We start from the raw sequence: 23335 nt of genomic DNA, 5'->3' as shown, positions 1-23335 counted from the left end.
CCCTCCGGGCCGTCCTTCCACGGACGACCGGCATGGGCTTTCGATCGATGAAGGGTCCGCCCGAAGGCCTTGCGCCCTCGGAGGAGGTGGCGATGACGCGCGCCATTCCTGCCCGTCGCCGTGAATTCGCGGTGGGGCGAGCTGCCGCCCGTGCCGCGCTGCAGGAGGCAGGACTGTCCCCCTGCGCGCTGCCAATGGGTCCGGACCGTGCGCCTGTCTGGCCCTCAGGCGTGTGCGGCAGCATCAGCCATGGCGGCGGCATGGCTGCAGCGTTGGCTGCACGAACAACAGACTGGGCGTCATTGGGCCTGGATCTGGAGCCCGCTATCCCTTTGGAACCGGATCTTGCAGATTTGGTCAGGGCGCCCGGAGATGCTGATAACGGCGTGCTGCCGGGCTTTCTGGCAGCCAAGCTGATTTTCAGCGTCAAGGAGGCCGCCTTCAAGGCGCAGTTTCCGCTGACGCGTCTGTGGCTGGATCATCGTGATGTCAGCGTGTCCTTGTCCCCCACCCGCTTTGCCCTGACCCTTTGCGGCGAGCGATTGGAAGGCGCCTGGTTTCAGAAGGAAGGGATCTTTGTCTCAGTGATGCTGATAAGCGTGAAACAGGGCGGCAAGCTTGGCCGCTTCGGCCCGGATGTCATGGCGGGCCAAGACACGCTCGCGCGCGGCCAGACCCATCTGGCCTAGGGCTGCAGGTGGCGTGGCGGCGGCATGGTCGAGAGCCTGCGCAAGAGCGTCTGCATCGCCAGCCGGGACCAACCATCCGGTGTGCCCATCGATCATCAGTTCGGGAATGCCGGCAATATAGGTCGTGATGGACGGGCGGCCGGCGGCCATGGCCTCCATCAGCGCCACCGGCAGGCCCTCGGCAAAGCTGGGCAACACCATGACATGCGCCTCGGCCAAGGCCGCGCGAACGCCGGCTTCGTCCTTCCAGCCCGGAAGGTCGATCCGGTCCGTCAGGCGGTGCTGTGCAATGGCGGCACGCAGGGCAGGGGCCAAAGGGCCATCGCCCACAAGTGTCAGGTGTACAGGGGCGGAGCAGCGGGCCATGGCTTCGATCAGCAGCATCTGGCCCTTCTGCTCGGCAAAGCGGCCGATGCTGACCAGCCGCAACGGAAGATTCGGTCCCGGCCCTGCGGGCATGGGAAAGGGCACGGCGAACCTGTCCGGATCGATGCCGCAATGGACCACCTGCAGGCGGTCCCACTGGGCGAATGGCGTCCAGCGTGCCAACTGGCTGCGGCCAAAGGTGCTGACTGCCACCGCAAAACGGGCCTCGGTGATCTTGTCGTCAAGGGAAAGCGCATGGGTTGCGTCGAATTCCTCTGGCCCATGCACGGTGAAGCTGTAACCCGGCCCACCCAACATATGAACATACCGGACGACATCGACAGAGTTCGTGCCGAAATGAGCGTGCAGATGCCGCAGGCCCAAGTCCTGACAACGCCGGGCCAGCACTGCCGCCTCGGCCAGATAGATCAAGTGACGCAGGGCCCCTCGGCCTTCGCCCCCCCGACGTCCCGCGCGCAACGCGGCAAGAAGCGCACGGGGACGGCTCAGGCAGGCGCGAATCAGTGCGGTCGCAAGACGAACAGCCCCGTCTTCCAAGATATAAGTGGTTGCTACTTCCTCGGCCCGATCCTCATCAGAGGTCACAGGCTGGGCATCCCGGCGCATGGCAAAGCGGGTTACGGCGACGCCCAACCCTTCCAGCGCTTGAATCTCACGGCGAATAAAGGTTTGTGAAGGACGAGGATATGTGTTGACGACATAGCCGACGGAAAGGTCCGGCACATTATCAGGCAATGTGTCAAGGCTGATCCGGGTGTTCATCGCGACCGCATGAGACGATTGTTGCCGATAGGTGACAGATCTATCGATGCGGTTTTGCAATTCGTAACAAAACCTGTCATGATAAAGGCAGAAAGGCGTTCATCTGATGATTGTGAGAATGGTAGCGGTGTCCGTCCTCGTCAGCATCCTCGCGATGCTGGCGCTGATCATGATGGACTTCAGCATCCTCTCCGCCTTCCTTTATGGCTATGTCGGCGGCGGTTTTTCAGCAATGATTATCCTGTCGATCGCCACGGCAGCATTCAGCCGCGCGGCTGAATGCTATGACAACCTAGCATCCGGTGCAGCGTACCACAACCTTGAAGGTCCGCATGATCGTTGACAGGTCCTGGAGCAGGCCGAATTCACGGGAATACTGCTCATCATAGGTGGCGCGGGCAGCAAAGGTCGTGAAGTTCCGCTCGGACACCTGCCAAAGGCCAGTCAGACCGGGACGGTGCGCGGCGTAATAGACCCCAGGATACATAGTCCGCTGCTCGGGCAGCATGGGACGCGGGCCGACAAGGCTCATGTCACCGGTGAGGACGTTCAGCAACTGCGGCAGTTCATCAAGCGAGGTCTTGCGCAAGATACGCCCCACCTTAGTGATGCGCGGATCGCGGCGCAGCTTCTGATCGCGATCCCATTCTTCGCGTGCGGCAGGGTCGCTGGCCAGATGCGCCGCAAGCAATGCGTCTGCATCGGGTTTCATTGTGCGAAACTTGAACAGCCGGAATTCGCGCCAGCCGCTTCCCAAGCGCTTCTGCGTATAGAACGGCGAATGGCCGTCCAACATGACTGCAAAAAGCACAAGCAGCATGATGGGCAGAATGAAGGGCAGCGCCATCAGAATCAGGACAGTGTCCAGAGTGCGCTTGCCGCCTCGTCCGTAAAGATTGGAAAGATCGGCGCCAAAACCCGGTGGCACAACTGACGTCTGCAGCATGCCATGGGCATCGTTTTCGTGTACCATCAAACACCCCGGACAGCGTCCACAGCGAACCAATTAAAAATTTAACCATATGAGCCGGCAGGACCATCGCCGGGCATCCACGCTTAATGTCTATAAAGATTAAACTTTTACACACAACCTATCTAAAAATAGGGTGTTTCCAGCGCACTTTTCGTCTTGGAGGTTTAATTAAAATTTTATCTATCAACTTTAGATTGAGAAGATGTGCCGAGGCATATCTCTCCCGTGATTCGAAGAACGCTGCGTTCGAATCAGCGGTTTCGATCCCACCCTTGCGACGGAGGTCCAATCCGCACACCAAGGGCAACTGCGGCATAGGCGAGAAAACCTGTCGGGTCTATCATTCCGAGACGCAGAGCCTGCTTCATAGGCGGCCTGTCGCCATCTACGTTCTTGAAAAGAGCGGGAAACCGCCGTGCTAGCTCGGCGTTCCCGGCATCCTGCCGTCTGCGAACGCGGACAAGGGGGCGAAAGCCTTCGGTGATCGGCCACAGATAGGGCACGTCCACGCGCTGCCTTTCATGAGGCGCAAAGTTCAGCCGAGCGAACCCGTCATCCGAAATGATATCCGGAAAACGCGACCAACGTGCCCGTCCTTCGGCATTGACGGCAAACAACCCGGCGCCGGTCACGCCTGTTCGGACAAAGGGCAGCCGTTGCCAGAACCGCGCATAAGCGGCCGAGATGCGGCTGACGGGCTGGGGAACAACGAGGCGCGCCCCCGCATAGCGGGCCCCAGATCCGTTCAAGGTCTGATAAAGCGCCGTCACCATACCTGGTCCGACAACGATGTCGGCATCCAGATACAGACGAATATCGCCTGCGGCGGCTTCGTCGCCCATGTTCAGCGCGTTGATCTTGTTGCCGACGGGGGTTTCCAGAACCTGAAAGTCCCATCCGGCTGCCGCAAAATCCGCGGCGCAGCCGCGTGCCAGTTGCGCCGTCGCATCTGTGCACCCATTGGCCACCACGATCACCTCGTGCCGGACATCAGGAACAAGGTCTTGGCTGCACAAGGCATTCAGGCAGTTCAAAATATGATGCTCTTCCTGATGGGCGGGCAGGATGACGCTGAAGATTGAATGGTTCATTTGTATTCGATCAGGCTGGTCTGCCGACGGGACAGGCGATGGAGATGATATTCCAGTGCCCCGAGGGCCTCGGGAAATTTTCCGAGAATGGAGAAGGCCGCACGCGTCAGGCCCAGGCGAGGCGTCAGGCGCAGCAGTTGAGCAGGATAAGCCAACAGCAGCAGCAGGGCGGCGGGGTGCAGGAGCGCGCCCAGAATGGCCGTTGCCGGCATAACCGCCCCCCACAGCAGGGCGCGGCGGGTTTCGGCTCGCCAATGCCGCTCGGGCGGGCGGCCGTGCAGGGCTGCCCCTTCGGCAAAGGCATGTCCGGCGCGGCGTGTGCGGCGCCACCACTGGCCAAAGCGCGTCATGTTGGCATCGTGGAGGGTCATCTCGCACGGCAGCCGCCGGATGCTCCACCCCAAGGCACGCAGCCGCACGCACATTTCGGGCTCTTCTCCGGCAATCAGGCTGTCGCGAAACCCTTGGGCGGCAGCAATGGCCGTGTAGCGAATCAGCATGTCCCCGCCCACGGCACGTGCCGGGCCTGTAGGCGTGTCCCATTCAGCGTCGCAAAGCCGGTTGTAGACCGAGCGTTCGGGAAACATTTCGCGTCGCCGCCCGGCAACGGCCGCCAGTCGGGGATCCGCCTCCAGTGCCGCGACCCCGGCGGGAAGCCATTCGGGCTGCAGGATGCAATCGCCATCGATGAACTGCACAAAGGCGGGCGGGTTGTCGGCAAGCGCCCTCAGGCCTGCATTGCGCGCGCGCGCCGCCGTGAACGGCAGGGACATCTCTAACTGAAGGACCTGTATTCCCGCATCACGGGCAAATTCGACACTGCCGTCGGTAGAACCCGAATCAACATAAACGATCCTTGCGACCTGTCGCATGAGCGCGGTCAAGCCGGCCTCCAGTCGCGCCCCTTCGTTCCGGCCGATGACAACGGCCGCAACGTCATGTATCTGCTCGTGCTCAGAACGGGATTTGTATTTGTCTGACATTTTCACTTCCACCATACAATCCCGCTAACATCATGCTATGATTCTGTCATCGGGATTGAAACGAGGCTTGGAAATGGACGGCGGCAACTCCAGTGGCCAGGATGCCGCGCAGCGATATTGGTCAAAGCTGGGCGAACTGGCGCTGCCCAAGGACAAGGCGCGGCGCAGAATGATAGCGGATGGCCAGAACACCGCTGTCTCGGTCGAAGGCTATGACCTCCTGCGCACGCGCATTCTTGCCGCGACGTCCACGCGCGGCTGGAACAGGATCGGTGTGACGCAGGCCCGGACGGGAAGGGCAGGACCGCTGACGGCGCTGAACCTGGCCCTGTCCGAGGCGCGGCGCCTGTCGCGCCGTGTCGTTCTGGTCGATCTCGACATCGCGCATCAGCCGATCCTGAACAGACTGGGTGCGGCGGGCCGACAGGCCGAGGCGGTCGCGTCCGATCCAGACGGGGCGCTGCAACTGCCGGGGTGGCGCTTGTCGGATCAGCTTGCGCTGCTGACCGTGGCCGCTGCACCCGCGCAGGCGGCGACGCTGCTGTTGAACGAAACCTTCCAGGCGCGGCTGGCAAGCAGCTTGTCCCGCTTGTCGCCCGACATCACGATCTTTCACCTTCCCGCCATGCTGAGCGGCGACGCCGGCTTGGCCTCGCTGCCGATGGTGCAGGCGGTTCTGCTGGCCGTCGATGGCCGGTCAGATCGGGCCAGTGACCTGCGCGCGTCGGAGGCGCGGATTGGTGAAGCATGCCCGATCCTGGGCCTTTTCCTGCTTGATGCAGAGGTTTGAATGGGACCGATTGTTGGCCTGAAGGAACTCTTTGGTATGATTCGGCGCCGCGGCCCGATCATGGCGCTGATCCTCGTCGGAGGAATCTATGCCGCGCTCAGCTATGCCATGTCGCTGCCACGCGCCTACGAGGCGGTCACCGTTGTCCAGATCGAGCCCACCCTGTTGTCGGGTGGTCTGGGAACGGATGCCGCCGCGGGCACTGCAAGCCGGCTGCGCCTGATCGAGCAGCGCCTGATGGCGCGCAGCAATGTTTTGTCCATCATCGATCTTTTCGGCCTTTACGATGATGCGTCAGAACTGAACGAGGACGAGCAGATCGCGCTTTTCCGTCAGAACGTGCGGATCGAGTTCATCCCTGCGGCGGGCGTCACTCCCGGAATGGAGGGGGGGCTGTCGGCAATGCTGATCTCGGTGCGGACGGGGCGGGCGGCTGATGCGGCCAATCTGGCCAACCACATGGCGGACCAGATCCTGACAAGCGACCAGACCACCCGGACGCAGCGGCTGGCCGATCTGATCGATACGCTTCGTCAGGAAGACGCACGTGTCAGTGCGGCCATTTCGGAAGTACAGGCGAGGATGACGGCCTTCCGCAGTGATCATCCGGACTATCTTCCCGGCACGGCCGAAACCTTGGCCGGTGAACAAAGCCGGCTGGAAGGCCAGCGGGCCGAACTGATCCGCAGCCTGCAGGCCCTGGAGCGCGAGCGCCTTGCTCTCGAGGTTGGAACAGGCGTCGCCGGATCGCCTTCGGTCCCCCAGCAACTGCGTACGCTCGAGGTCGATCTGGCGCAGGCCCGCCGCACCCTGTCTCCAGGCCATCCCGAAATCCAGCGCTTGGAAAGCCTGATCGACAACCTTCGCCAAGGGGACCAGCAACAGCTGGCCCCCGGCGTCCTGCGCCAGATCACCCTGATCCAGGAGCAGGAGGCTGCGCTGAATGCTGACCGCATGGCCGTGGAACGGAGGCTGCCGCAGATCGAGGCGGCGATTGCCGCCATCCCGAGAGTGACGGCGGACCTGGATGACTTCACTCGAGAGATATCGGAGCTGCAGATCACGCAGACGGCCATTGCCGAGCGGCTTTCCCGCGCCCAGTTGGACCAGCGCTTGGTGGCCAACGATCATGGCGAGCGGATGGTCGTGCTCGAGCCTGCAGTCCGTCCGGAGTATCCGATCGACTCGGGCCGCAAGCGTGTCGTGTTGATGGGGCTTGTCGGAAGCCTTGGGGCGGCGCTGGCGGTCGCTTTCCTGTTGGAACTGCTCCGCCCCGTGCTGCGCACGCCCGATCAGGTCCGAAAGGCCTTGGGCGTGGACCCCATTGCGTTATCGCCCTGGCGGCCCTCGCCGCGCGAAGTCACATGGAGGATGACGCGGGACATCGCGAGCGTGGGGATCCTGGTCCTTGGCTGCATCGCAGTCGTCTCGATGATCAGCGCGCCTACGATCTGACCATCACAAGCGTACCGGAGGCAGGGCCATGTCCACCTGTGCCTCCGATTGTCCGTGGTTCGAACGGCGCTCCTCATGCCAAGGCTGCAGAAGTGCGGCTTCATCATCAGCTAGACCGTCTTTTTCCGGGACGCGAGAAGAGCGGCGGGCTGCAAAAGGAGCCTGCCTCCTCACTTGGGCGGCGCGAATCAAAAGGCCGATCCCGCACCCCCTGCCGTACCGGATGCGGAATGACATAGTCTGGCATGATGAAGACGTCGCCACTGCATGAACTGTCCTTGTAAAGCATCTCCTTGTTCCTGTTGATTGCATCAATGGCAGAAAGGGGCAGCGGGCAGGCTTGGTTCGCTTGCCGCCGGCAGAAGGAGTATACCCAGCCCGTTTCTGGTTCGGCCAGTTGTGCCACAGGGCTCCGCATGTGCCTTGTTCCCAAGGGCAATGACGGCGGATTGCTCGGTCAAAACGAAAGCGGTGATCTGGACAAGGCAACCCTCACGTTTTCGTCTCACTGCAGAACCGTCGGGAACGATTGCCGGAGGCCGGCGATGTGCCTGGAGCGCCTGCAGGCTCCCTGCCGGAACAAAAGAAAGAGACTTCATGAGCGTAAATGATGATGCCTGCCTTGTCCTGCCTGCCGCGTCCATCGATGCCTTGCAGCAGTCACCGCTCGGTAATCTGAAAGCGGTCCTGACAAGAGAACAGGATCAGGCCGCACTCACGTTCCACGACACGTTCGATCAGCAGTTCCGTGGTGATCATACCCTGATGATCGGATACGATGACAGGATCGACCTTTGGCTGCCCCAGGGGGCTGTCCTGTCGCAGCCGGTCGAGAGCCCAAATGGGCTGACCACTGCGGCCGCTGGCCTACTTGGTGTGCAAGTGGGTGAGCTGCGGGGTTTGACGAAACTGGGCGGCGGGCGCGGTCAGCGGTCCGAGCTGGCGCTGATCGACGGCGAGGGAAAAACCCGTGTAAGAGCAAGTGTGCAGACACTGGAGGTCGAGGGTGCAGACCGCGTGGCGCTGGTGACGCTGCACAAGATGCGCGGCTATGACAAGGCAGCAGCGCGTCTGCGCAGCACGCTGATCGCCCAAGGGGGCATGGCTCTGGCACAGGTGGATCTTCATGCACGGCTGTTTCCCGAGCGCCCGCCCTTCCTGGGAAAGCCCAAGGTGCCGATCAGGCCGGACGAGCCGGTTTTCGATGTGGCCACCCGAATCATCACGGCCCATTTGCCGGTCGTGCGCCAGTACGAGGCCGGAGCGATCGCGGACATCGATCCTGAATTCCTGCACGGCTACCGGGTCGCACTGCGCAAGATCCGGTCAGTCGTCAGCCTTTTCAAGGGCGTCTTTTCGAACGACCGGACATCAGAGTTCAAGACACGGTTCGCCGCGCTGATGAAGCCGACCGGGCCCGTGCGCGATCTGGATGTTTCCCTGATGGAAAGGCGGCATTTTGAACAACGGCTGCCAGAGAGCCTGCATGGCGGGCTGGATCGTCTGTTCGCCATCTTTGCCGAGGAGCGAGGCGTTGCGCAAAAGCGATTGGCGCAGCATTTGCGCAGCAAGGCCTATCGTCAGGAGATGGCGGATCTGGAGGACCTTTTCCGTGGACGCAGCCGGATTGCCCGCGGCCCGGATGCCGATCGCCTCACCCATGACCTTGCCTGCCGACTGATCTGGAAGCGGTATCGCAAGATCGGGCGGATCGCGCAAACCCTGAATGCCGATACACCCGACCACGAGGTTCACGAATTGCGCATCCATGGCAAGAAGCTGCGCTACCTCATGGAGTTCTTTGCCCCCTTGTTCCCCGATGACAGGATTCGCAGGCTGATCAAGCCCTTGAAGCGGTTGCAGGACAATCTGGGTCTTTACAACGACTACTCGGTGCAGCAATCCAAGCTGCAACAGGTTCTTGTGATGCACGAGCAGGACCGGTCAGGGCCAAATGTGGAACTGGCACAGAGCGTGGGTGCGCTGATCGCGGTCTTGCATCAGCGTCAGGCCGAGGAGCGGGCGAGGGTGATGGGCAACCTTGCACATTTTCAGGCCAAGCAGACCCGGCAAGCGTTCCGTGACCTTTTCCATGCAGGGAAGGAGCGAGGATGAAGATCATTGCCTGCTATTCGAACAAGGGCGGCGTCGGCAAAACCGCCACGGCGGTCAATCTGGCGCATGCACTGTCCTTGGCCGGGCTACGGGTGCTGTTGTGTGATCTGGACCCCCAAGGGGCCTCGAGCTTCTATTTCAGGGTCAAGCCGTCAAAAAAGCTGACCGAGGCCAGCTTTTTCGAGGACGACCAGAAGCTGATCAAGGCGATCCGGGGCAGCGATTACGACAATCTGGACATCCTGCCGGCGAACATGTCCTTTCGGGACTTCGACGTCTTTCTGTCCCGCATGCGGGACAACCAGTCCCGGTTGAAAAAAACTCTGGCTGCCGTCAAGGCGGATTACGACATCATCCTGCTGGACTGCCCGCCGAACATTTCGGCACTGTCGGAGAACGTGTTCCGGGCTTCGGACGTGGTGGTGGTGCCGGTGATCCCCACGACGCTGTCGCAGCGTACATTCGAGCAGTTGCAGGACTTTTTCCGCGAAAATGACCTGTCGCCCAAGCGCATCTCGGCCTTTTTCTCGATGGTGCAGTCAGTCAAGTCCCTGCACGGCCAGACGATGGCCGAAATGCGCCAAGCCCATCCCAAGCGCTTTCTGGCCGCTCAGATCCCTTCGGCTTCCGAGGTTGAACGTATGGGCGTCCATCGGGCACCCGTTACGGCGACAGCAACGAAAAGCGCAATCGCAGGCGCCTATCGGGCACTGGCCGACGAGGTTCTGGCCCGGGCCGACGAGGCCTGAGTCTCCAGTTCTCATGATACCCGCGCGCCCAACGGACCATAGGGCGCGGGGCCGTGTTCTGGAACCTTGTCCCCGACTGGCTGTTCCTTCTGTCCCTGGGTGACAGATCGGACCTTTCCATGAACGACATGCCACAGTTCTCGCGCCGGGGCTTCCTGCGCAATTCGGCCATCGGATTCGGCGCAGGTACGCTGACCCTTGGAATGGGCGGAGCGGGGGCGCTGGCCGAAACGGCGGGACGTGCCATCGGCACGGGGCAGACACCGCCCGCCGACCCGCTGGAACGCCAGCCGGCAGGCCGCCCCGAGCCTGAACTGGATGCTGCGACCCGACCCACCCCGCTTGAACGGCAGTTGGGCTGGGCCGTTTGCGGATTGGGCCATTTCGCGCAGAACTATGCCATTCCCGCCATCGGACAGGCATCCGAGGCTAGGTTGACCGGCCTGATCTCGGGCAATCGTGACAAGGCGTTGGCGGTGGGCGCGGCGTGGAATGTGCCCGAAGATGCCATCCAGGATTATGGAATGGAGGGGCTGGCCGACGACCCGTCGATCGACATCGTTTATGTCATCACCCCGAACGCGATTCACGAGGAAAATGTCATCACCGCCTTGGAGGCTGGCAAGCATGTGTTGTGCGAAAAGCCCTTTGCCCACAATTCGGCTGCGGCGCAGCGGATGATGGATGCGGCACGCGCGGCGGACCGCAAGATCATGATCGCTTATCGCGCCCATTTCGAGCCGAACAACACGGCCCTCAAGGAGATGGTGCAGAAGGGGGAACTGGGCGACATCTGGTACGCCACGTCGGACCATCACCGCCCGCTGGATCCCTCGGTCGAGCGCGACCATTGGCGCATGGTGCGCGACCTTGCGGGCGGAGGGTCGCTGATGGATATCGGGATCTATTCGTTGAACGGCCTGATCTGGCTGCTGGACGAGGTGCCCGAGCGCCTGATCGCCACCACCTTTTCGCCCGACACCGAGGATGGCCGTTTCGGGCAGGTCGAGGCGATCGGTCAGGTGCAACTGGTTTTTCCTTCCGGCCGTCGGGCCAACATCTCGTCTGGATACATCGCCAGCAAGAAGCGGATCGACCTTTGGGGATCGGATGCAGTGGCCGTACTGGACCCGGCAACGGAATATTCGGGCAACCGGCTGACATTGACCACGGCCGAAGGGCAGGAGATGCCGACACCTTCGGGTCCGTCCGAGCAGCAGTTCACCGGCCAGATCGATCACTTCAGCAAGGCGGTCCGTGACGGGATCGACATCCTGACCCCCGCCGAGATGGGCCTGCGGGACATGCGCCTGCTGGAGGCGATCTATGTTTCAGCCGAACAGGGTGCGTGGGTTGATCTGAATCCCGACGGCACGATGCGCTGAGGGACCGGACAGGCCTGCGATGATCAGGTCCGTGGCAGTCGCGGTGGCAAAGGACCACCGCGCGCGGATTCTTGCTGTCAAAACGGGGGCGAGGGAACGGCTAGCGTGCAGGTTGCGTTCCGTGCGGCAGACCAACCGACGGGAACCCCACCATGTCAGACGAATTGCTCGATCATATCCGCGCGCTGCGCGCCTATGCGCAATCCTTGTGCGGGAATCCTACGGAAGCCGATGATCTGACTCAGGAAACTCTTGTCCGCGCGATCGACAAGGCGGACCGTTACCAGAAGGGCACCTACATGCGCGCGTGGCTGTTCACCATCATGCGCAATCGCTTCTACACCAACCGCAAGCGCGCGGTGCGCGAGCCGACAGGAGGCGCTGACTGCGTTTCGCTCGGGCAGTCCACCCAAGCCACGCAGGAATGGCACATCCGTGCCAAGGAGATGCGGCACGCCCTGGATCAGTTGCCCGTTCATTACCGCGAGGCCATCGTGCTGGTGGGCGTGCTCGGCGAAAGCTATACCGACACTGCCGAAATCCTGCAGGTCGATGTGGGAACGGTCAAAAGCCGCGTTTCACGCGCCCGGAAAATGCTGAGGGACATGCTGGAGCCTGCGGAAACCGTCAAGCCGGCGGAGGCGATCCGTCATGCTTCCATCGCATTGTCCGCGCAGCAGCCCGCCTTTGTCAGCCAGTCCGGTTTCTGAAGACCATCCGGTGTCCTGAGGTGGCGGAACGGTTCTGATCGATCCTCCGAGAGACCGCCAGCGCCCCTTCCTCGCTGGGGCAGACCGATCTGTTGCTGCCGAAATCGGCATTTCTTGACTGCTCCTCCCAACGCATTGTTGGTAGCAGGCCATCTTTTCAACAGGATAAGTGCCTGGATCACTGACCGTGATCTGCAGAGGGATAAACCGCACATTCTTGAAAGTCCTGTGCCGTGGTTCGTGTCACGATTGGACCAAGTTTCCGCCGATATGACCCACCGTCCCTGGCGACCCTGCCTGCTGCAGCGCTACCGTCATTCAACCGTCATGCACGCGTCACGCCAGTTTTGCGCAAGCACGACACAGGTGCCGAAGGAAAACATTTCGGGAATACCACCGTGCGGACGCTTGCTCTTCTTACCTCTGCCTTTGCGCTGGCGACCGGGATGCCGGCCCTGTCCGAAACGATCTTCAACCGCACCGCCTCTTTCGCAACGCCTGACAACATGGCCGATGGCGAAGATCGGACCCGTCCCACCTCGGCCGAGATCATCTCGGCCTCCGAGGACGGAAATATCCTCGTCTATTCTGACAGCCCTCTGGGCGTATTGGGCTTTCTGGACATCACCGATGCCAAGGCCCCCAAGCCGTTGGGCAATGTGGCCATGGACGGAGAGCCGACAACAGCCGTCATCATCGGCAACCGGGTCTTTGTCGGCGTGGACACCTCGAAATCCTTCACCGATCCTTCGGGCCAGATGCGTGTTCTGGATCTGGATACACGACAGGTCCTGACATCCTGCGACCTGGGCGGACAGCCGGACTCGGTTGCCCGCGCCAAGGATGGAAGCTTTCTCGCCGTCGCGATCGAGAACCAGCGGGACGAGGATCTGAACGACGGCGTTCTGCCGCAGATGCCTGCCGGATATGTTATCAAGCTGCCTGTGACGGAGGGAAAGATCGACTGCGAGAGCCAGCAGAGGATCGACCTTGCAGGTCTGGCCGATATCGGGACCGACGATCCCGAACCTGAATATGTGGACATCAACAAAGCGGGCGAGATCGTCGTCACGCTGCAGGAAAACAACCACATCGTGGTGATCGGTGCCGATGGCACGGTTGCTTCTCACTTCAGCGCGGGCAGCGTCAGCCTGGAGGGCATCGACACCCAGGACAATGGGGCACTGTCCTTTGACGGAACGCTCGCGGATGTCCGGCGAGAGCCGGATGGCGTCAAGTGGATCGATGCGGACCACTTTGCCACGGCGAACGAGGGCGATTACGAGGGTGGTTCGCGCGGGTGGACGATCTTTCACCGCGACGGCACGATCGTCTATGATTCCGGTATTTCCTTTGAGCATGCGGTGATCGAGGCGGGCCATTATCCCGACAAGCGCTCGGACGCCAAGGGGGTCGAGCCGGAGTCGATCGAGGTCGCCACGTTCGGCGGCACCCCTTATGCCTTTGTTGCCGCCGAGCGTGCCTCGATCATCGGCGTTTACGACCTTTCGGACCTGTCGGCCCCACGACTGACGCAGTTGCTGCCCTCGGGCATCAGCCCGGAGGGAATGGTGGCCATTCCGGCGCGGAACCTGCTGGTCACGGCCAACGAGGCGGATCTGGGCGAGGAGGGCGGCGCACGCGCCCATGTCATGCTGTTCGAAGGCGGCCAGAATGCGCCTGCCTATCCGATGCTGACCTCGGCCGGATCGGAAACGCTGATCGGGTGGGGGGCCTTGTCCGGTCTGGCCGCCGGAGAAGAGCCGGGCCGACTTTATGCCGTTTCTGACAGCGTTTATGGCAACCAGCCGGCGATCTACACGATCGACGCGACGCAGGCACCCGCGCGCATCATTGCCAAGACGGTCGTCACGCGCGACGGGCATCCGGCACAAAAGCTGGACCTGGAGGGCATCACGCCGGATGGTGAGAACGGCTTCTGGCTGGCATCGGAAGGGCGCAGCGACAGGCTGATCCCGCATGCGATCTATCATGTCGATGCCGGTGGCGAGATCCGGGACGAGATCGCCTTGCCCGCCGAGCTTCTGGCGCATGAAACCCGCTTCGGGATGGAGGGCATCGCCCGGCTGGACAACCGGCTGTGGATGGCCGTGCAGCGCGAATGGGGTGACGATCCTCGGGGTCAGGTCAAGCTGCTGTCCTATGACCTTGATACCGAGGAATGGGGTGCGGTCGCCTATCCGCTGGAGGATGCGGGCGACGGGTGGATGGGATTGTCCGAACTGACCATCGACGGGGACTGGGCTTATGTCATCGAGCGCGACAACCTGATCGGCACGGCCGCCAAGGTGAAAAAGCTTTATCGTGTTCCGCTGACGGATCTGTCTCCGGTGCCGCTGGGTGAAGCGCTTCCTATCGTGACCAAGGAAGAGGTGCGCGACCTGATCCCGGACCTGAAGGCGCTGAACGGTTATGTCGTCGACAAGGTCGAGGGCTTAGCCATCGATGCCGAGGGTACAGGCTGGCTCGTGACGGACAATGACGGTGTGGACGACAGTTCGGGCGAGACGCTGTTCTGGTCGGTCGGTGCGCTGCGCGACGGACAATAGCACCAGCGGCCAAAGCCATGCCTTTCATTCCTGCGCAGGAAGGATCCTCCCCGTGCAGGAACCAAAGCCGATGCGATAGCCGTCACCCTCGGCATATCCGTAAAGCGCAATGTCGTCGCCGTCCTCGATGAAGATGCGTGGCTGACCATTGACCGTCACAGGGATGTGGCCGCCCTGCGTCATCTCCAGCAATGCTCCGGTCTGGTCGGGGGTCGGCCCGGAGATGGTGCCTGTTCCCAGCAGATCGCCCACCCGCATCGGGCAACCGGAAACGGTGTGATGCGCCAGTTGCTGGGCCGAGGACCAGTACATCACGTTATGGTTCGTCCGTGCCATCACCTGGCCGTTCATGGTCCAGCCGACGGTCAGGTCGTAAAAACCGTGCTGCTTCTCCTGCAGATAGGGCAGCAGCGGGTTGTCCCGCTCGGCTCCTTCGCAGCGGAACGGCTCAAGCGCAGCCTGCGTCACGATCCAGGGGCTGATCGTCGTGGCAAGCGCCTTGGCTTGGAACGGACCAAGCGGCTGATACTCCCACGCCTGGATGTCCCGCGCCGACCAGTCGTTCAAAAGGACATAGCCGAAGATCATGTCTTCGGCCTCCTCCACATTGAGGCGCTGCCCCATCCGGCTGCTCGCACCGACAATGGCGCCCAACTCCAGTTCCAAGTCCAGACGGTGGCTGGCGGTCCAGACGGGCCCGTCATCGCCCTTGATCTGACCCATGGGGCGATGGATCGGCGTTCCCGACACCACGACTGAGGAGGCACGCCCGTTATAGCCGATGGGCATATGCGTCCACTGCGGTGGCAATGCGTTCTCCGGCCCACGGAACAGGACACCGACATTGAACGCGTGGTTTCTTGAGGCATAAAAGTCTGTGAACTCGGTCACCCGGATCGGCAGGTGCAGCCTAGCCTCGGCCATCGCGATCAAGGAAAGGGTGCGGTCCCCATCCTCGGCCAGCAGCCGGGTCAGGTCTGAGCGGATTGCGTCCCATGTGGCGCGGCCCAACGCCATGAAGTCGTTCAACTGCGGGGCCCTGAACGTCCCGCCCGCGTCCAGCAGGCCCCGCGCCTCGCAGTCCGCGAGGTCTAGGATCATGTTTCCGATCGCGACCCCGCAGCGCGGCGCCTGCGGCCCGACCGAGAACACGCCATAGGGCAGGTTCTGGATCGGAAAGTCGCAGCCCGGCTCGTTGGCGGCTGCCACCCAGCTGCGCAGGAAATGATTGCTCACCGAATGCCCCTTGCGTTGTTCGTCGACCTGTTTGACCGATTGAGCAGCTGCCGCTTTGATGTCAGCCCGGCATGGTCTTCACTTCACGCCAGGAGTGCCGTCGAACTTCTTCTCCAACCGGTTCCAGACCTCGATGTATTCCTGCTGCATCGGTGCTTCCTGCGCGGCAAATTCGGTGAGGTGCTGGGGAAAGCGGGTCTCGAACATGAAGGACATAGTGTTGTCCAGCTTGTGCGGCTTCAGTTCGGCGTTGCTGGCCCCCTCGAAGGCGTCGCGGTCCGGGCCATGGGGCAGCATGCAGTTGTGCAGGCTGATGCCGCCAGGCTGGAATCCCTGCGGCTTGGCATCATACTGGCCGTAGATGTTGCCCATCAGTTCGGACATGATGTTCTTGTGGTACCAGGGCGGGCGAAAGCTGTGCTCGGCCACCATCCAGCGCTCGCGGAACAGCACGAAATCGATGTTGGCCGTTCCCTCCTGTCCCGAAGGCGCCGTCAGGACGGTGAAGATCGACGGGTCGGGATGGTCGAACAGGACCGCCCCTACCGGCGAATAGGTCCGCAGGTCGTACTTGTAGGCACAATAGTTGCCGTGCCAAGCCACGACGTCCAGTGGGCTGTGGCCGATCTGCGTTTCATGGAACTGGCCACACCACTTGATGACCACGCGGCTTGGCACCTCGCGGTCCTCGAAGGCCGCGACGGGACACTTGAAATCGCGCGGGTTCGCCAGGCAGTTCGCGCCGATGGGGCCGCGATGGGGCAGGTCGAATTTCTGGCCATAGTTCTCGCAGACAAAGCCGCGGGCGGGCCCTTCCAGCACCTCGACCCGGTAGACCAGGCCGCGCGGGATGATCGCGATCTCCTTGGGCTCGAGGTCGATCACCCCCAGCTCGGTACAGAACCGCAGGCGCCCTTCTTGCGGAACGACCAGCAACTCGCTGTCGGCAGAAAAGAAGTACTCGTCCTCCATCGAGCGGGTCACCAGGTAGACGTGGCTGGCCATGCCGACCTGGATGTTGACGTCGCCGGCCGTGGTCATCGTGCGCATGCCGGTGATCCAGGTCAGGTCCTGCTCTGGCACGGGGATCGGGTCCCAGCGGTACTGACCCAAGCTGGTGACATCGGGCCGCACGTTGGGGGCGGTCTTCCAGTACGGGACGTCGATCGGGCTGAAGCGGCCGGTGTGATGGACCGACGGACGAATGCGATAGCACCAGGTCCGCTCGTTCTGCCCACGCGGGGCGGTGAAGGCGGTGCCGGACAGTTGCTCGGCGTAAAGGCCATAATTGCATTTCTGCGGGCTGTTCTGGCCGTGGGGCAGGGCATCCGGCAGAGCCTCGGTCTCGAAATTATTGCCAAAGCCCGGCATGTAGCCGTCATAGGGCCCGGTCGTGCCGGTGGCGCGGATCATGCCGCGCGGCAGGTCATGGGTGGTCACGACGCTCCTCCTCCGGATCGTTGCTGGTGCAATGATAAGGACCGTGGCCGGGCGGGGTCAAGCCTTGTTGCAGTTGCAACGGTTTTGGGATGATCTGACCAGAAAGGAGATGCCGATGACCTTTCATCTGGACCAGTTCCTGCCCTATCGGCTGTCGGTCGCGGCAGCCGAGGTCAGCCGCCGTTTCTCTGTTCTTTACGCGGCCGAGGCAGGTCTCAGCATTCCCGAATGGCGCGTTCTGGCCCATCTTGCCCATTCCGGGGCTGTCAGCGTCCGCGACATCACCCAGCGGGTTCATCTCGACAAGTCCGTGGTCAGCCGCGCCGCTTCGCGGCTGGAGAAGGAAGGGCTGGTCGCCAAGTCCGACCATGACGCGGACCGGCGGCTGATCGTTCTGGATCTGACGCCGCAGGGTCAGGCGCTCATGGACAGGTTGGCCATCGTCGCGGCCGATTTCGAGGTTCAGCTTGAAAAGGAACTGGGGAACCTTGCCGAAGGGTTCCAGGCGGGAATTGACAGGATCATCGGCAAGAACGGCTGATCCGGCAAAAGACAAGGGCCCGGTCGGGCAGGAATATGTGGTCCTGTTCACCGGAACCATCCCCTCATGGCATGGTTGAAGCGCAGGCGACGTCCGGCGAACCATTCGCCCGGAGCAGTCAGTTCAGGAAAAGCGCAGCATGGCCACGACCTTCCGTTGTTCCGCCCCAATGCTGGATGCGATCTCAAAGGTCGAGACATGCTCGAAAATCTGACCCAGCCTCCCGATCCCTATATCCTCGTCATGATCGGCCTTGGCCTGCTGATCGCGCTGGTCGCTTGGCTGCCCCTGGCACTGCGGCGGCTTCCCTTGTCGCTGCCCATCGTCTGCATCGGGTTGGGAATGGGGCTGGGTGCCATTCCGTTTTTCCGCTTTGCTCCGTCGCCGCTGGAGTATCCCGAACTTACGGAACGCTTTGCCGAGTTCGTGGTGATCATTGCCCTGATGGGTGCAGGCCTCAAGATTGACCGGGTTCTGGGCTGGCGATCCTGGATGATCACCTGGCGCCTGATCTTCATCACGCTGCCCTTGGGCATCGCGTTGATCGCGCTGCTGGCCAGCACATGGCTGGCACTGCCTTGGGCGCTGGCCCTGCTGCTGGGGGCGGTGCTGGCGCCGACCGATCCGGTGCTGGCCTCGGACGTGCAGGTGGGCCCTCCGAAGACGGGAGAAGAGGATGAGGTCCGCTTTGCCCTGACCTCCGAGGCCGGCATCAATGACGGGGCAGCCTTTCCCTTCGTGCATCTGGCCATTGCGCTGGCAGCCTCGGCGGTGACGCAGGAGCCTTGGGCCGTGGAATGGCTGACCTTCAATGTCCTTTGGGAAATCGGTGCGGGCGTTATTGGCGGCTATCTGGTCGGGCAGGTGTTCGGCTGGATCACGTTCCGCGTTCCTGCGGAATCCAAGCTGGCGCGGACGGGCGACGGACTGATTGCCCTGTCGGCGACCTTCGTGTCCTATGGCCTGACCGAGACGATCCACTCCTATGGGTTCCTGTCGGTCTTTGTCACCGCGCTGACGTTCCGGCAGGCGCACCGTGACCATGATTTCCACAAGGCGATGCATGACCTGACCGAACAGATCGAGCGGATCTCGATGATGGTGCTGCTGCTGCTGTTTGGCGGTGCGCTGGTCCATGGGCTGCTGGCACCGCTTGCGCCTGCCGATATCGTGGCAGCGGTGGTGATCCTGCTGGTCATCCGCCCAGTGACCGGGCTGGTGGGGCTGGCAGGCTTCAATGCCTCCTGGCACGAGCGACTGACCATCGCCTTTTTCGGCATCCGCGGGATCGGCTCGTTCTATTATCTGGCCTATGGCTTGAACCACATGGAGGATCCGGGCGCCGCACCCCGGCTTTGGGCGATCGTGGGGCTGGTGGTCCTGCTGTCCATCGTGATGCACGGCCTGTCCGTGACCCCGATCATGCGGCAACTGGACCGTCTGCAGGGGCGCGATCCGGATGCGGATGATGCCGTGCCGCCTCCCGGATTCCAAGGGCCGGGCGGATGAGGAGGGCCCGGCTGCGACGGCGTCCCGGGCGATGCCAATCGTGCCACGGCTGATGTTGCAGTTCGTGCAAGATCGTTCTAGCACAGGATGACCCTGAAAAGACGATCCCATGACCTCCACGACCTCCGCCCCCCTGAAGGGCATCATGCTGAAATGCTTCAGCGTCACCGTGTTCACGGTCATGGCGGCACTGGTGAAGGCCACATCGACAGGGGATCTGGCCGTTCCGGCGGGGCAGCAGGTGTTCTTTCGCTCCATCTTCGCGGTGCCGGTCATCCTGGTGTGGCTGGCCTTCCGGTCCGAACTGCGGATCGGGCTGACCACCTTTCGTCCGATGGGCCATGTGTATCGGGGTCTCGTGGGCACGGCGGCCATGGGCTTCAACTTCTGGGCGTTGTCGCTGTTGCCCTTTCCCGAAGTGACCGCCATCGGTTATGCCGCGCCCCTGCTGGTCGTGATCTTTGCCGGGATGTTTCTGGGCGAGGACGTCCGTGCCTTTCGCCTCAGCATGGTGGGGCTGGGACTGGCGGGCGTGCTGATCGTGCTGTCCTCGCAACTGTCCAATCATGTGGACGCCGATCCCCGGCGGTTGCTGGGCGCGGTTTCCGCATTGATGGGTGCGTTGTGCGCCGCGCTGGCGATGATCTTTGTGCGCAAGCTGGTTCAGGACGAGCGGACCTCGGCCATCGTGTTCTGGTTCTCGATCACCTCGACCGTGCTGGGGCTGATGACGCTGCCCTTCGGCTGGGTGGTGCCCGATCTGCGGACAGCCATGATGCTGATCATGACGGGGCTGCTGGGCGGGGTGGGGCAGATCCTGCTGACATCGGCCTATCGCTATGCCGACGCGTCGGTCGTGGCGCCGTTCGATTACGCTTCGATGATCCTGGCTGTCCTGATCGGCTGGTGGATCTTCGACGAGATGCCGACGCCGCGGGTCATCGTCGGTGCGGTCGTTGTCATCGCAGCGGGCATCCTGATCATCTGGCGCGAGCACAAGTTGGGGCTTGAGCGGACACGGCAGCGCAAGGCCACGACCCCTCAGGGATAAGCCGGAAACGGGTTGCCGGGCAGCGGCTCCGTACCCGGACAGCGGCCAGTCATGCGGCGGTAATGTACCAGGCGTGCAGGATATCAACCTGCGCGGAACCTGCCCTGCATCTTTGCGCGTTAACCATGACATCGGCACAAGACACAGTCACAGGAGAACGGATTTGCCCCAACGCAACTCGATGGCGGCGCGCGGCGATGATGCGTCTGCGCCGACCCAGATCCCCGGCCACGGATGGAAGGACATCCTGTGGCGCGTCAAGGACGAGATCGCCAAGGACCATATCTCGGTCGTATCGGCAGGCGTCGCGTTTTATGCGCTGCTGTCGATCTTTCCGGCCATTGCGGCGCTGATCTCGATCGCAGGACTGGTCCTTGATCCCGCCGACATTGCCAGCCAGCTGGAGGCCGTGGTGGCCATGCTGCCCGAAGAGGCTGCCGGCATCCTGCAGGAACAGGTGGCCAAGGTCACGGGCGGCGACCAGGCCGGGACCGGGCTGGTCGCGTTGTTCGGCATCGCGATCGCGCTTTATGGTGCCATGAAAGGCGTGCTGACCCTGATGGAGGGTCTGAACATCGCCTATGACGAAGAAGAAACCCGCGGTACGATCAAGCTGTACCTGACGGCGCTGCTGATCACGCTTGGCCTGATCCTGGGGCTGATCGCCGGACTTGGCCTCGTGATCCTTTTGCCGTCGCTGGCGGCTTTTGGGCATTTTCCGCCCGCCTTGGAAACGGCTGTGGACTGGCTGAAATGGCCGCTGATGGCCATCCTGACGATGCTGGGGCTGGCGGTCTTGTATCGTTTCGGCCCTTCGCGCGCAAACCCCCAATGGCGGTGGGTCAGCGTCGGGGCCATTGCGGCAACCATCCTGTGGGTTCTGGGCACGGTGGCCTTCTCGATCTATGCCCGCAATTTTGGCAGCTATACCGAGACTTATGGGGCGCTGGGCGGCGTGATCATCCTGCTGACCTGGATGTGGTTGTCTGCTTATGTCGTTCTGGGCGGGGCTGAACTGAATGCCGAGATCGAGCAGCAGACTGCCCACGATACGACCACCGGCGCTCCGCTGCCCATGGGCCAGCGCCAGGCGGTCAAGGCGGACACGCCTCCATCATCGCCGGGCCAGCGTGGTTTTTCCAGCAAAGGCGAGAGGGCGGGAACGACGGGCTCAAAGGCGGCGCGAAAGCATGGGCACGCCCAGCCCGCCTCTGCCAGCGCGGATCTGTCGATGGCGGCCCTGCTGATCGGCAGCGCTGCCATGAAGGCGTTCGGGAAGCCCCGCCGCTAAGGACGGCCTGACCTTGGCAGGTGGCGAAGGGTGGATCGTCCTTCGCCACCTGTTTTCCCCCCTTGAAACCGTCAGTTGTCGCCGAACAGGTCGCGGGTATAAACGCGGTCAGCGACATCGCTCAGATCGGACGTCACCCGGTTCGTGACGATCAGGTCGGCGCGCGTCTTGAACGCCTCCAGGTCTGCGACGACATCCGAACCGAAGAAGCTTGTTTCGGTCATGGCCGGTTCATAGACGATGACCTCTATGCCCTTGGCCTTCAGGCGCTTCATGATGCCCTGTACGGCAGATTGACGGAAGTTGTCCGAACCGGCCTTCATCACTAGGCGATAGATTCCCACCACGCGCGGCTTGCGGGCCAGGATGTGGTCGGCCACCACATCCTTGCGGGTGCGGTTCGCCTCGACCACGGCGGCGATCAGGTTCTGCGGCACGTTCTGATAATTGGCCAGCAACTGCTTGCTGTCCTTGGGCAGGCAATAGCCGCCGTAGCCGAAGGAAGGGTTGTTGTAGTGCTGCCCGATGCGCGGGTCTAGGCTGACCCCCTCGATGATCTGGCGGCTGTCCAGACCATGGGTCAGGGCATAGCTGTCCAGTTCGTTGAAATAGGCGACGCGCAGGGCCAGATAAGTGTTTGCGAAAAGCTTGATCGCCTCGGCCTCGGTGGGGCCGGTCAGCAGGACCGGCACGTCCTTGTCCAAGGCCGCCTCGGCCAGCAGGGTCGCAAAGGCGCGGCCGCGCGGGCTGTTCTCGCCCACCACGATGCGCGAAGGGTGCAGGTTGTCGTGCAACGCGCGTCCTTCGCGCAGGAACTCGGGGCTGAAGATGACCTGATCCGTGCCCAGCCGGTCCGACACGTCACGGGTAAAGCCCACCGGCACCGTCGACTTGACCACAATCACCGCCTGCGGTGCCAAGCGCATCACGTCGCGGATCACCGCCTCGACACTGGACGTATCAAAGTAGTTCGTCACCGGATCATAGTTCGTGGGCGTGGCCACGATGACGAAATCCGCATCCTCGTAGGCGGTGGCCGGATCGGTGGTCGCCGTCAGGTCAAGATCCTGACCGGTCAGGTGATCCTGGATGTCGGGATCGATGATCGGGCTTTGCCGCGCGTTCAGCATGGCGACGCGGTCTTCGTTCACGTCCAGCGCCCGAACCCGGTTGCGCTGTGCCAGAAGGACGGCATTGGAAAGCCCTACATAGCCAATTCCGGCCACGGCGATTTTTGCTGATGTCACTGATTAACCCCTAGGTTTTCATAAGGCGCCTTCTATCGTGCTTCTTGCGCAGTGTGAACCGCGGCCGCGCCGAGTGGAGAGGGAACTTCGTCTTCCTGCGCAAAACATTCACACAAGGGCAAAAGTTAGCCTTCGGCAATGGCTCGGACAGCGGGAACACGGTTCGGAAGGTGATCAGGCAGGATGCGGCCCATCATGAGGGGAACGGATGCCCGCAGCATGTTCCAAGCATCTTTGGCGGGATGACGGAAGCGGTTTTCACCTTTTCAAGGCGAGCGGCATCAGGACCCTGACGTGAAGCATATGGCGTCAGCACCACATCTAGGTATCTGGCGCCGCCCGACTGGTAGAGGGGCATGCA

The 23335-nt window shown here is 62.3% G+C and carries 20 protein-coding genes; 13 read left to right on the top strand and 7 right to left on the bottom strand.

Features of this window, described 5'->3' with window-relative positions; translation table 11 throughout:
- Positions 1-32: 32 nt before the first annotated feature.
- Positions 33-689, top strand: a complete 657-nt coding sequence (locus tag ACLHHB_RS02095) for a 4'-phosphopantetheinyl transferase (protein ID WP_410216626.1) — start codon at positions 33-35, stop codon at positions 687-689.
- Here ACLHHB_RS02095 and ACLHHB_RS02090 read toward each other — a convergent pair.
- Positions 582-1838: a glycosyltransferase gene (locus ACLHHB_RS02090; protein ID WP_410216625.1), complete on the bottom strand. Its 1257-nt coding sequence runs from the start codon at positions 1836-1838 to the stop codon at positions 582-584. The two genes, ACLHHB_RS02095 and ACLHHB_RS02090, sit on opposite strands and share 108 nt — an antisense overlap.
- A 127-nt stretch (positions 1839-1965) precedes the next feature.
- Here ACLHHB_RS02090 and ACLHHB_RS02085 point away from each other — a divergent pair, with 127 nt between their 5' ends.
- Positions 1966-2181, top strand: a complete 216-nt coding sequence (locus tag ACLHHB_RS02085) for a hypothetical protein (protein WP_410216624.1) — start codon at positions 1966-1968, stop codon at positions 2179-2181.
- Here ACLHHB_RS02085 and ACLHHB_RS02080 read toward each other — a convergent pair.
- From ACLHHB_RS02080 to ACLHHB_RS02070, 3 genes are all read right to left on the bottom strand, one after another.
- Positions 2131-2784 (bottom strand): sugar transferase, encoded by a 654-nt coding sequence (locus tag ACLHHB_RS02080; protein WP_410216623.1) that lies wholly within the window; start codon positions 2782-2784, stop codon positions 2131-2133. The two genes, ACLHHB_RS02085 and ACLHHB_RS02080, sit on opposite strands and share 51 nt — an antisense overlap.
- A gap of 278 nt (positions 2785-3062) precedes the next feature.
- Positions 3063-3902, bottom strand: a complete 840-nt coding sequence (locus ACLHHB_RS02075) for a glycosyltransferase (RefSeq protein WP_410216622.1) — start codon at positions 3900-3902, stop codon at positions 3063-3065.
- Positions 3899-4885, bottom strand: a complete 987-nt coding sequence (locus ACLHHB_RS02070) for a glycosyltransferase family 2 protein (RefSeq protein ID WP_410216621.1) — start codon at positions 4883-4885, stop codon at positions 3899-3901. The genes ACLHHB_RS02075 and ACLHHB_RS02070 overlap by 4 nt, the downstream gene beginning before the upstream one ends.
- A 73-nt stretch (positions 4886-4958) precedes the next feature.
- Here ACLHHB_RS02070 and ACLHHB_RS02065 point away from each other — a divergent pair, with 73 nt between their 5' ends.
- From ACLHHB_RS02065 to ACLHHB_RS02035, 7 genes are all read left to right on the top strand, one after another.
- Positions 4959-5675, top strand: a complete 717-nt coding sequence (locus ACLHHB_RS02065; protein WP_410216620.1) for a hypothetical protein — start codon at positions 4959-4961, stop codon at positions 5673-5675.
- Between the two features lie 36 nt (positions 5676-5711).
- Positions 5712-7130, top strand: coding sequence for a GumC family protein (locus ACLHHB_RS02060; protein ID WP_410216619.1), 1419 nt, complete (start codon positions 5712-5714; stop codon positions 7128-7130).
- Between the two features lie 597 nt (positions 7131-7727).
- On the top strand, positions 7728-9245 hold the full coding sequence (locus ACLHHB_RS02055) for a CHAD domain-containing protein (protein ID WP_410216618.1): 1518 nt from the start codon (positions 7728-7730) through the stop codon (positions 9243-9245).
- The gene (locus tag ACLHHB_RS02050) at positions 9242-9994 is read left to right on the top strand and encodes a ParA family protein (RefSeq protein ID WP_410216617.1); all 753 of its coding nucleotides are present in this window, start codon (positions 9242-9244) and stop codon (positions 9992-9994) included. The genes ACLHHB_RS02055 and ACLHHB_RS02050 overlap by 4 nt, the downstream gene beginning before the upstream one ends.
- Positions 9995-10047: 53 nt before the next feature.
- The gene (locus tag ACLHHB_RS02045) at positions 10048-11379 is read left to right on the top strand and encodes a Gfo/Idh/MocA family protein (protein ID WP_410216616.1); all 1332 of its coding nucleotides are present in this window, start codon (positions 10048-10050) and stop codon (positions 11377-11379) included.
- Between the two features lie 152 nt (positions 11380-11531).
- Positions 11532-12089 carry a sigma-70 family RNA polymerase sigma factor gene (locus tag ACLHHB_RS02040; protein WP_410216615.1) on the top strand — a complete coding sequence of 186 codons (558 nt, stop codon included), beginning with the start codon at positions 11532-11534 and terminating at the stop codon, positions 12087-12089.
- 446 nt (positions 12090-12535) lie between these two features.
- Positions 12536-14659, top strand: coding sequence for an esterase-like activity of phytase family protein (locus tag ACLHHB_RS02035; protein WP_410216643.1), 2124 nt, complete (start codon positions 12536-12538; stop codon positions 14657-14659).
- 24 nt (positions 14660-14683) lie between these two features.
- Here the strand turns inward: ACLHHB_RS02035 and fahA are convergent, their stop codons facing one another.
- Entirely contained in the window at positions 14684-15895 is a 1212-nt protein-coding gene (gene fahA, locus ACLHHB_RS02030; protein WP_410216614.1) for a fumarylacetoacetase, read from the bottom strand.
- Between the two features lie 78 nt (positions 15896-15973).
- Positions 15974-17335: a homogentisate 1,2-dioxygenase gene (hmgA, locus tag ACLHHB_RS02025; protein WP_410216613.1), complete on the bottom strand. Its 1362-nt coding sequence runs from the start codon at positions 17333-17335 to the stop codon at positions 15974-15976.
- Positions 17336-17450: 115 nt separating this feature from the next.
- On the opposite strand from hmgA, the gene ACLHHB_RS02020 reads away from it, so the two are divergent.
- The 4 genes from ACLHHB_RS02020 to ACLHHB_RS02005 all read left to right on the top strand — a co-directional run bounded on the left by ACLHHB_RS02020 (position 17451) and on the right by ACLHHB_RS02005 (position 21727).
- Positions 17451-17876, top strand: coding sequence for a MarR family winged helix-turn-helix transcriptional regulator (locus ACLHHB_RS02020; protein ID WP_410216612.1), 426 nt, complete (start codon positions 17451-17453; stop codon positions 17874-17876).
- 198 nt (positions 17877-18074) lie between these two features.
- Positions 18075-19385, top strand: coding sequence for a cation:proton antiporter (locus ACLHHB_RS02015; RefSeq protein WP_410216611.1), 1311 nt, complete (start codon positions 18075-18077; stop codon positions 19383-19385).
- A 109-nt stretch (positions 19386-19494) separates the two neighbouring features.
- Positions 19495-20436 (top strand): DMT family transporter, encoded by a 942-nt coding sequence (locus tag ACLHHB_RS02010; protein WP_410216610.1) that lies wholly within the window; start codon positions 19495-19497, stop codon positions 20434-20436.
- 163 nt (positions 20437-20599) lie between these two features.
- Complete coding sequence (locus tag ACLHHB_RS02005) at positions 20600-21727, top strand: YihY/virulence factor BrkB family protein (protein WP_410216609.1); 1128 nt, start codon at positions 20600-20602, stop codon at positions 21725-21727.
- A gap of 71 nt (positions 21728-21798) precedes the next feature.
- Here the strand turns inward: ACLHHB_RS02005 and ACLHHB_RS02000 are convergent, their stop codons facing one another.
- Entirely contained in the window at positions 21799-22974 is a 1176-nt protein-coding gene (locus tag ACLHHB_RS02000; protein ID WP_410216608.1) for a nucleotide sugar dehydrogenase, read from the bottom strand.
- Positions 22975-23335 lie beyond the last annotated feature (361 nt).

The sequence above is a fragment of the Paracoccus sp. (in: a-proteobacteria) genome (assembly GCF_046462195.1).
Taxonomy (GTDB): Bacteria; Pseudomonadota; Alphaproteobacteria; order Rhodobacterales; family Rhodobacteraceae; genus Paracoccus.
This window is presented reverse-complemented; position numbering and strand designations above follow the sequence as displayed.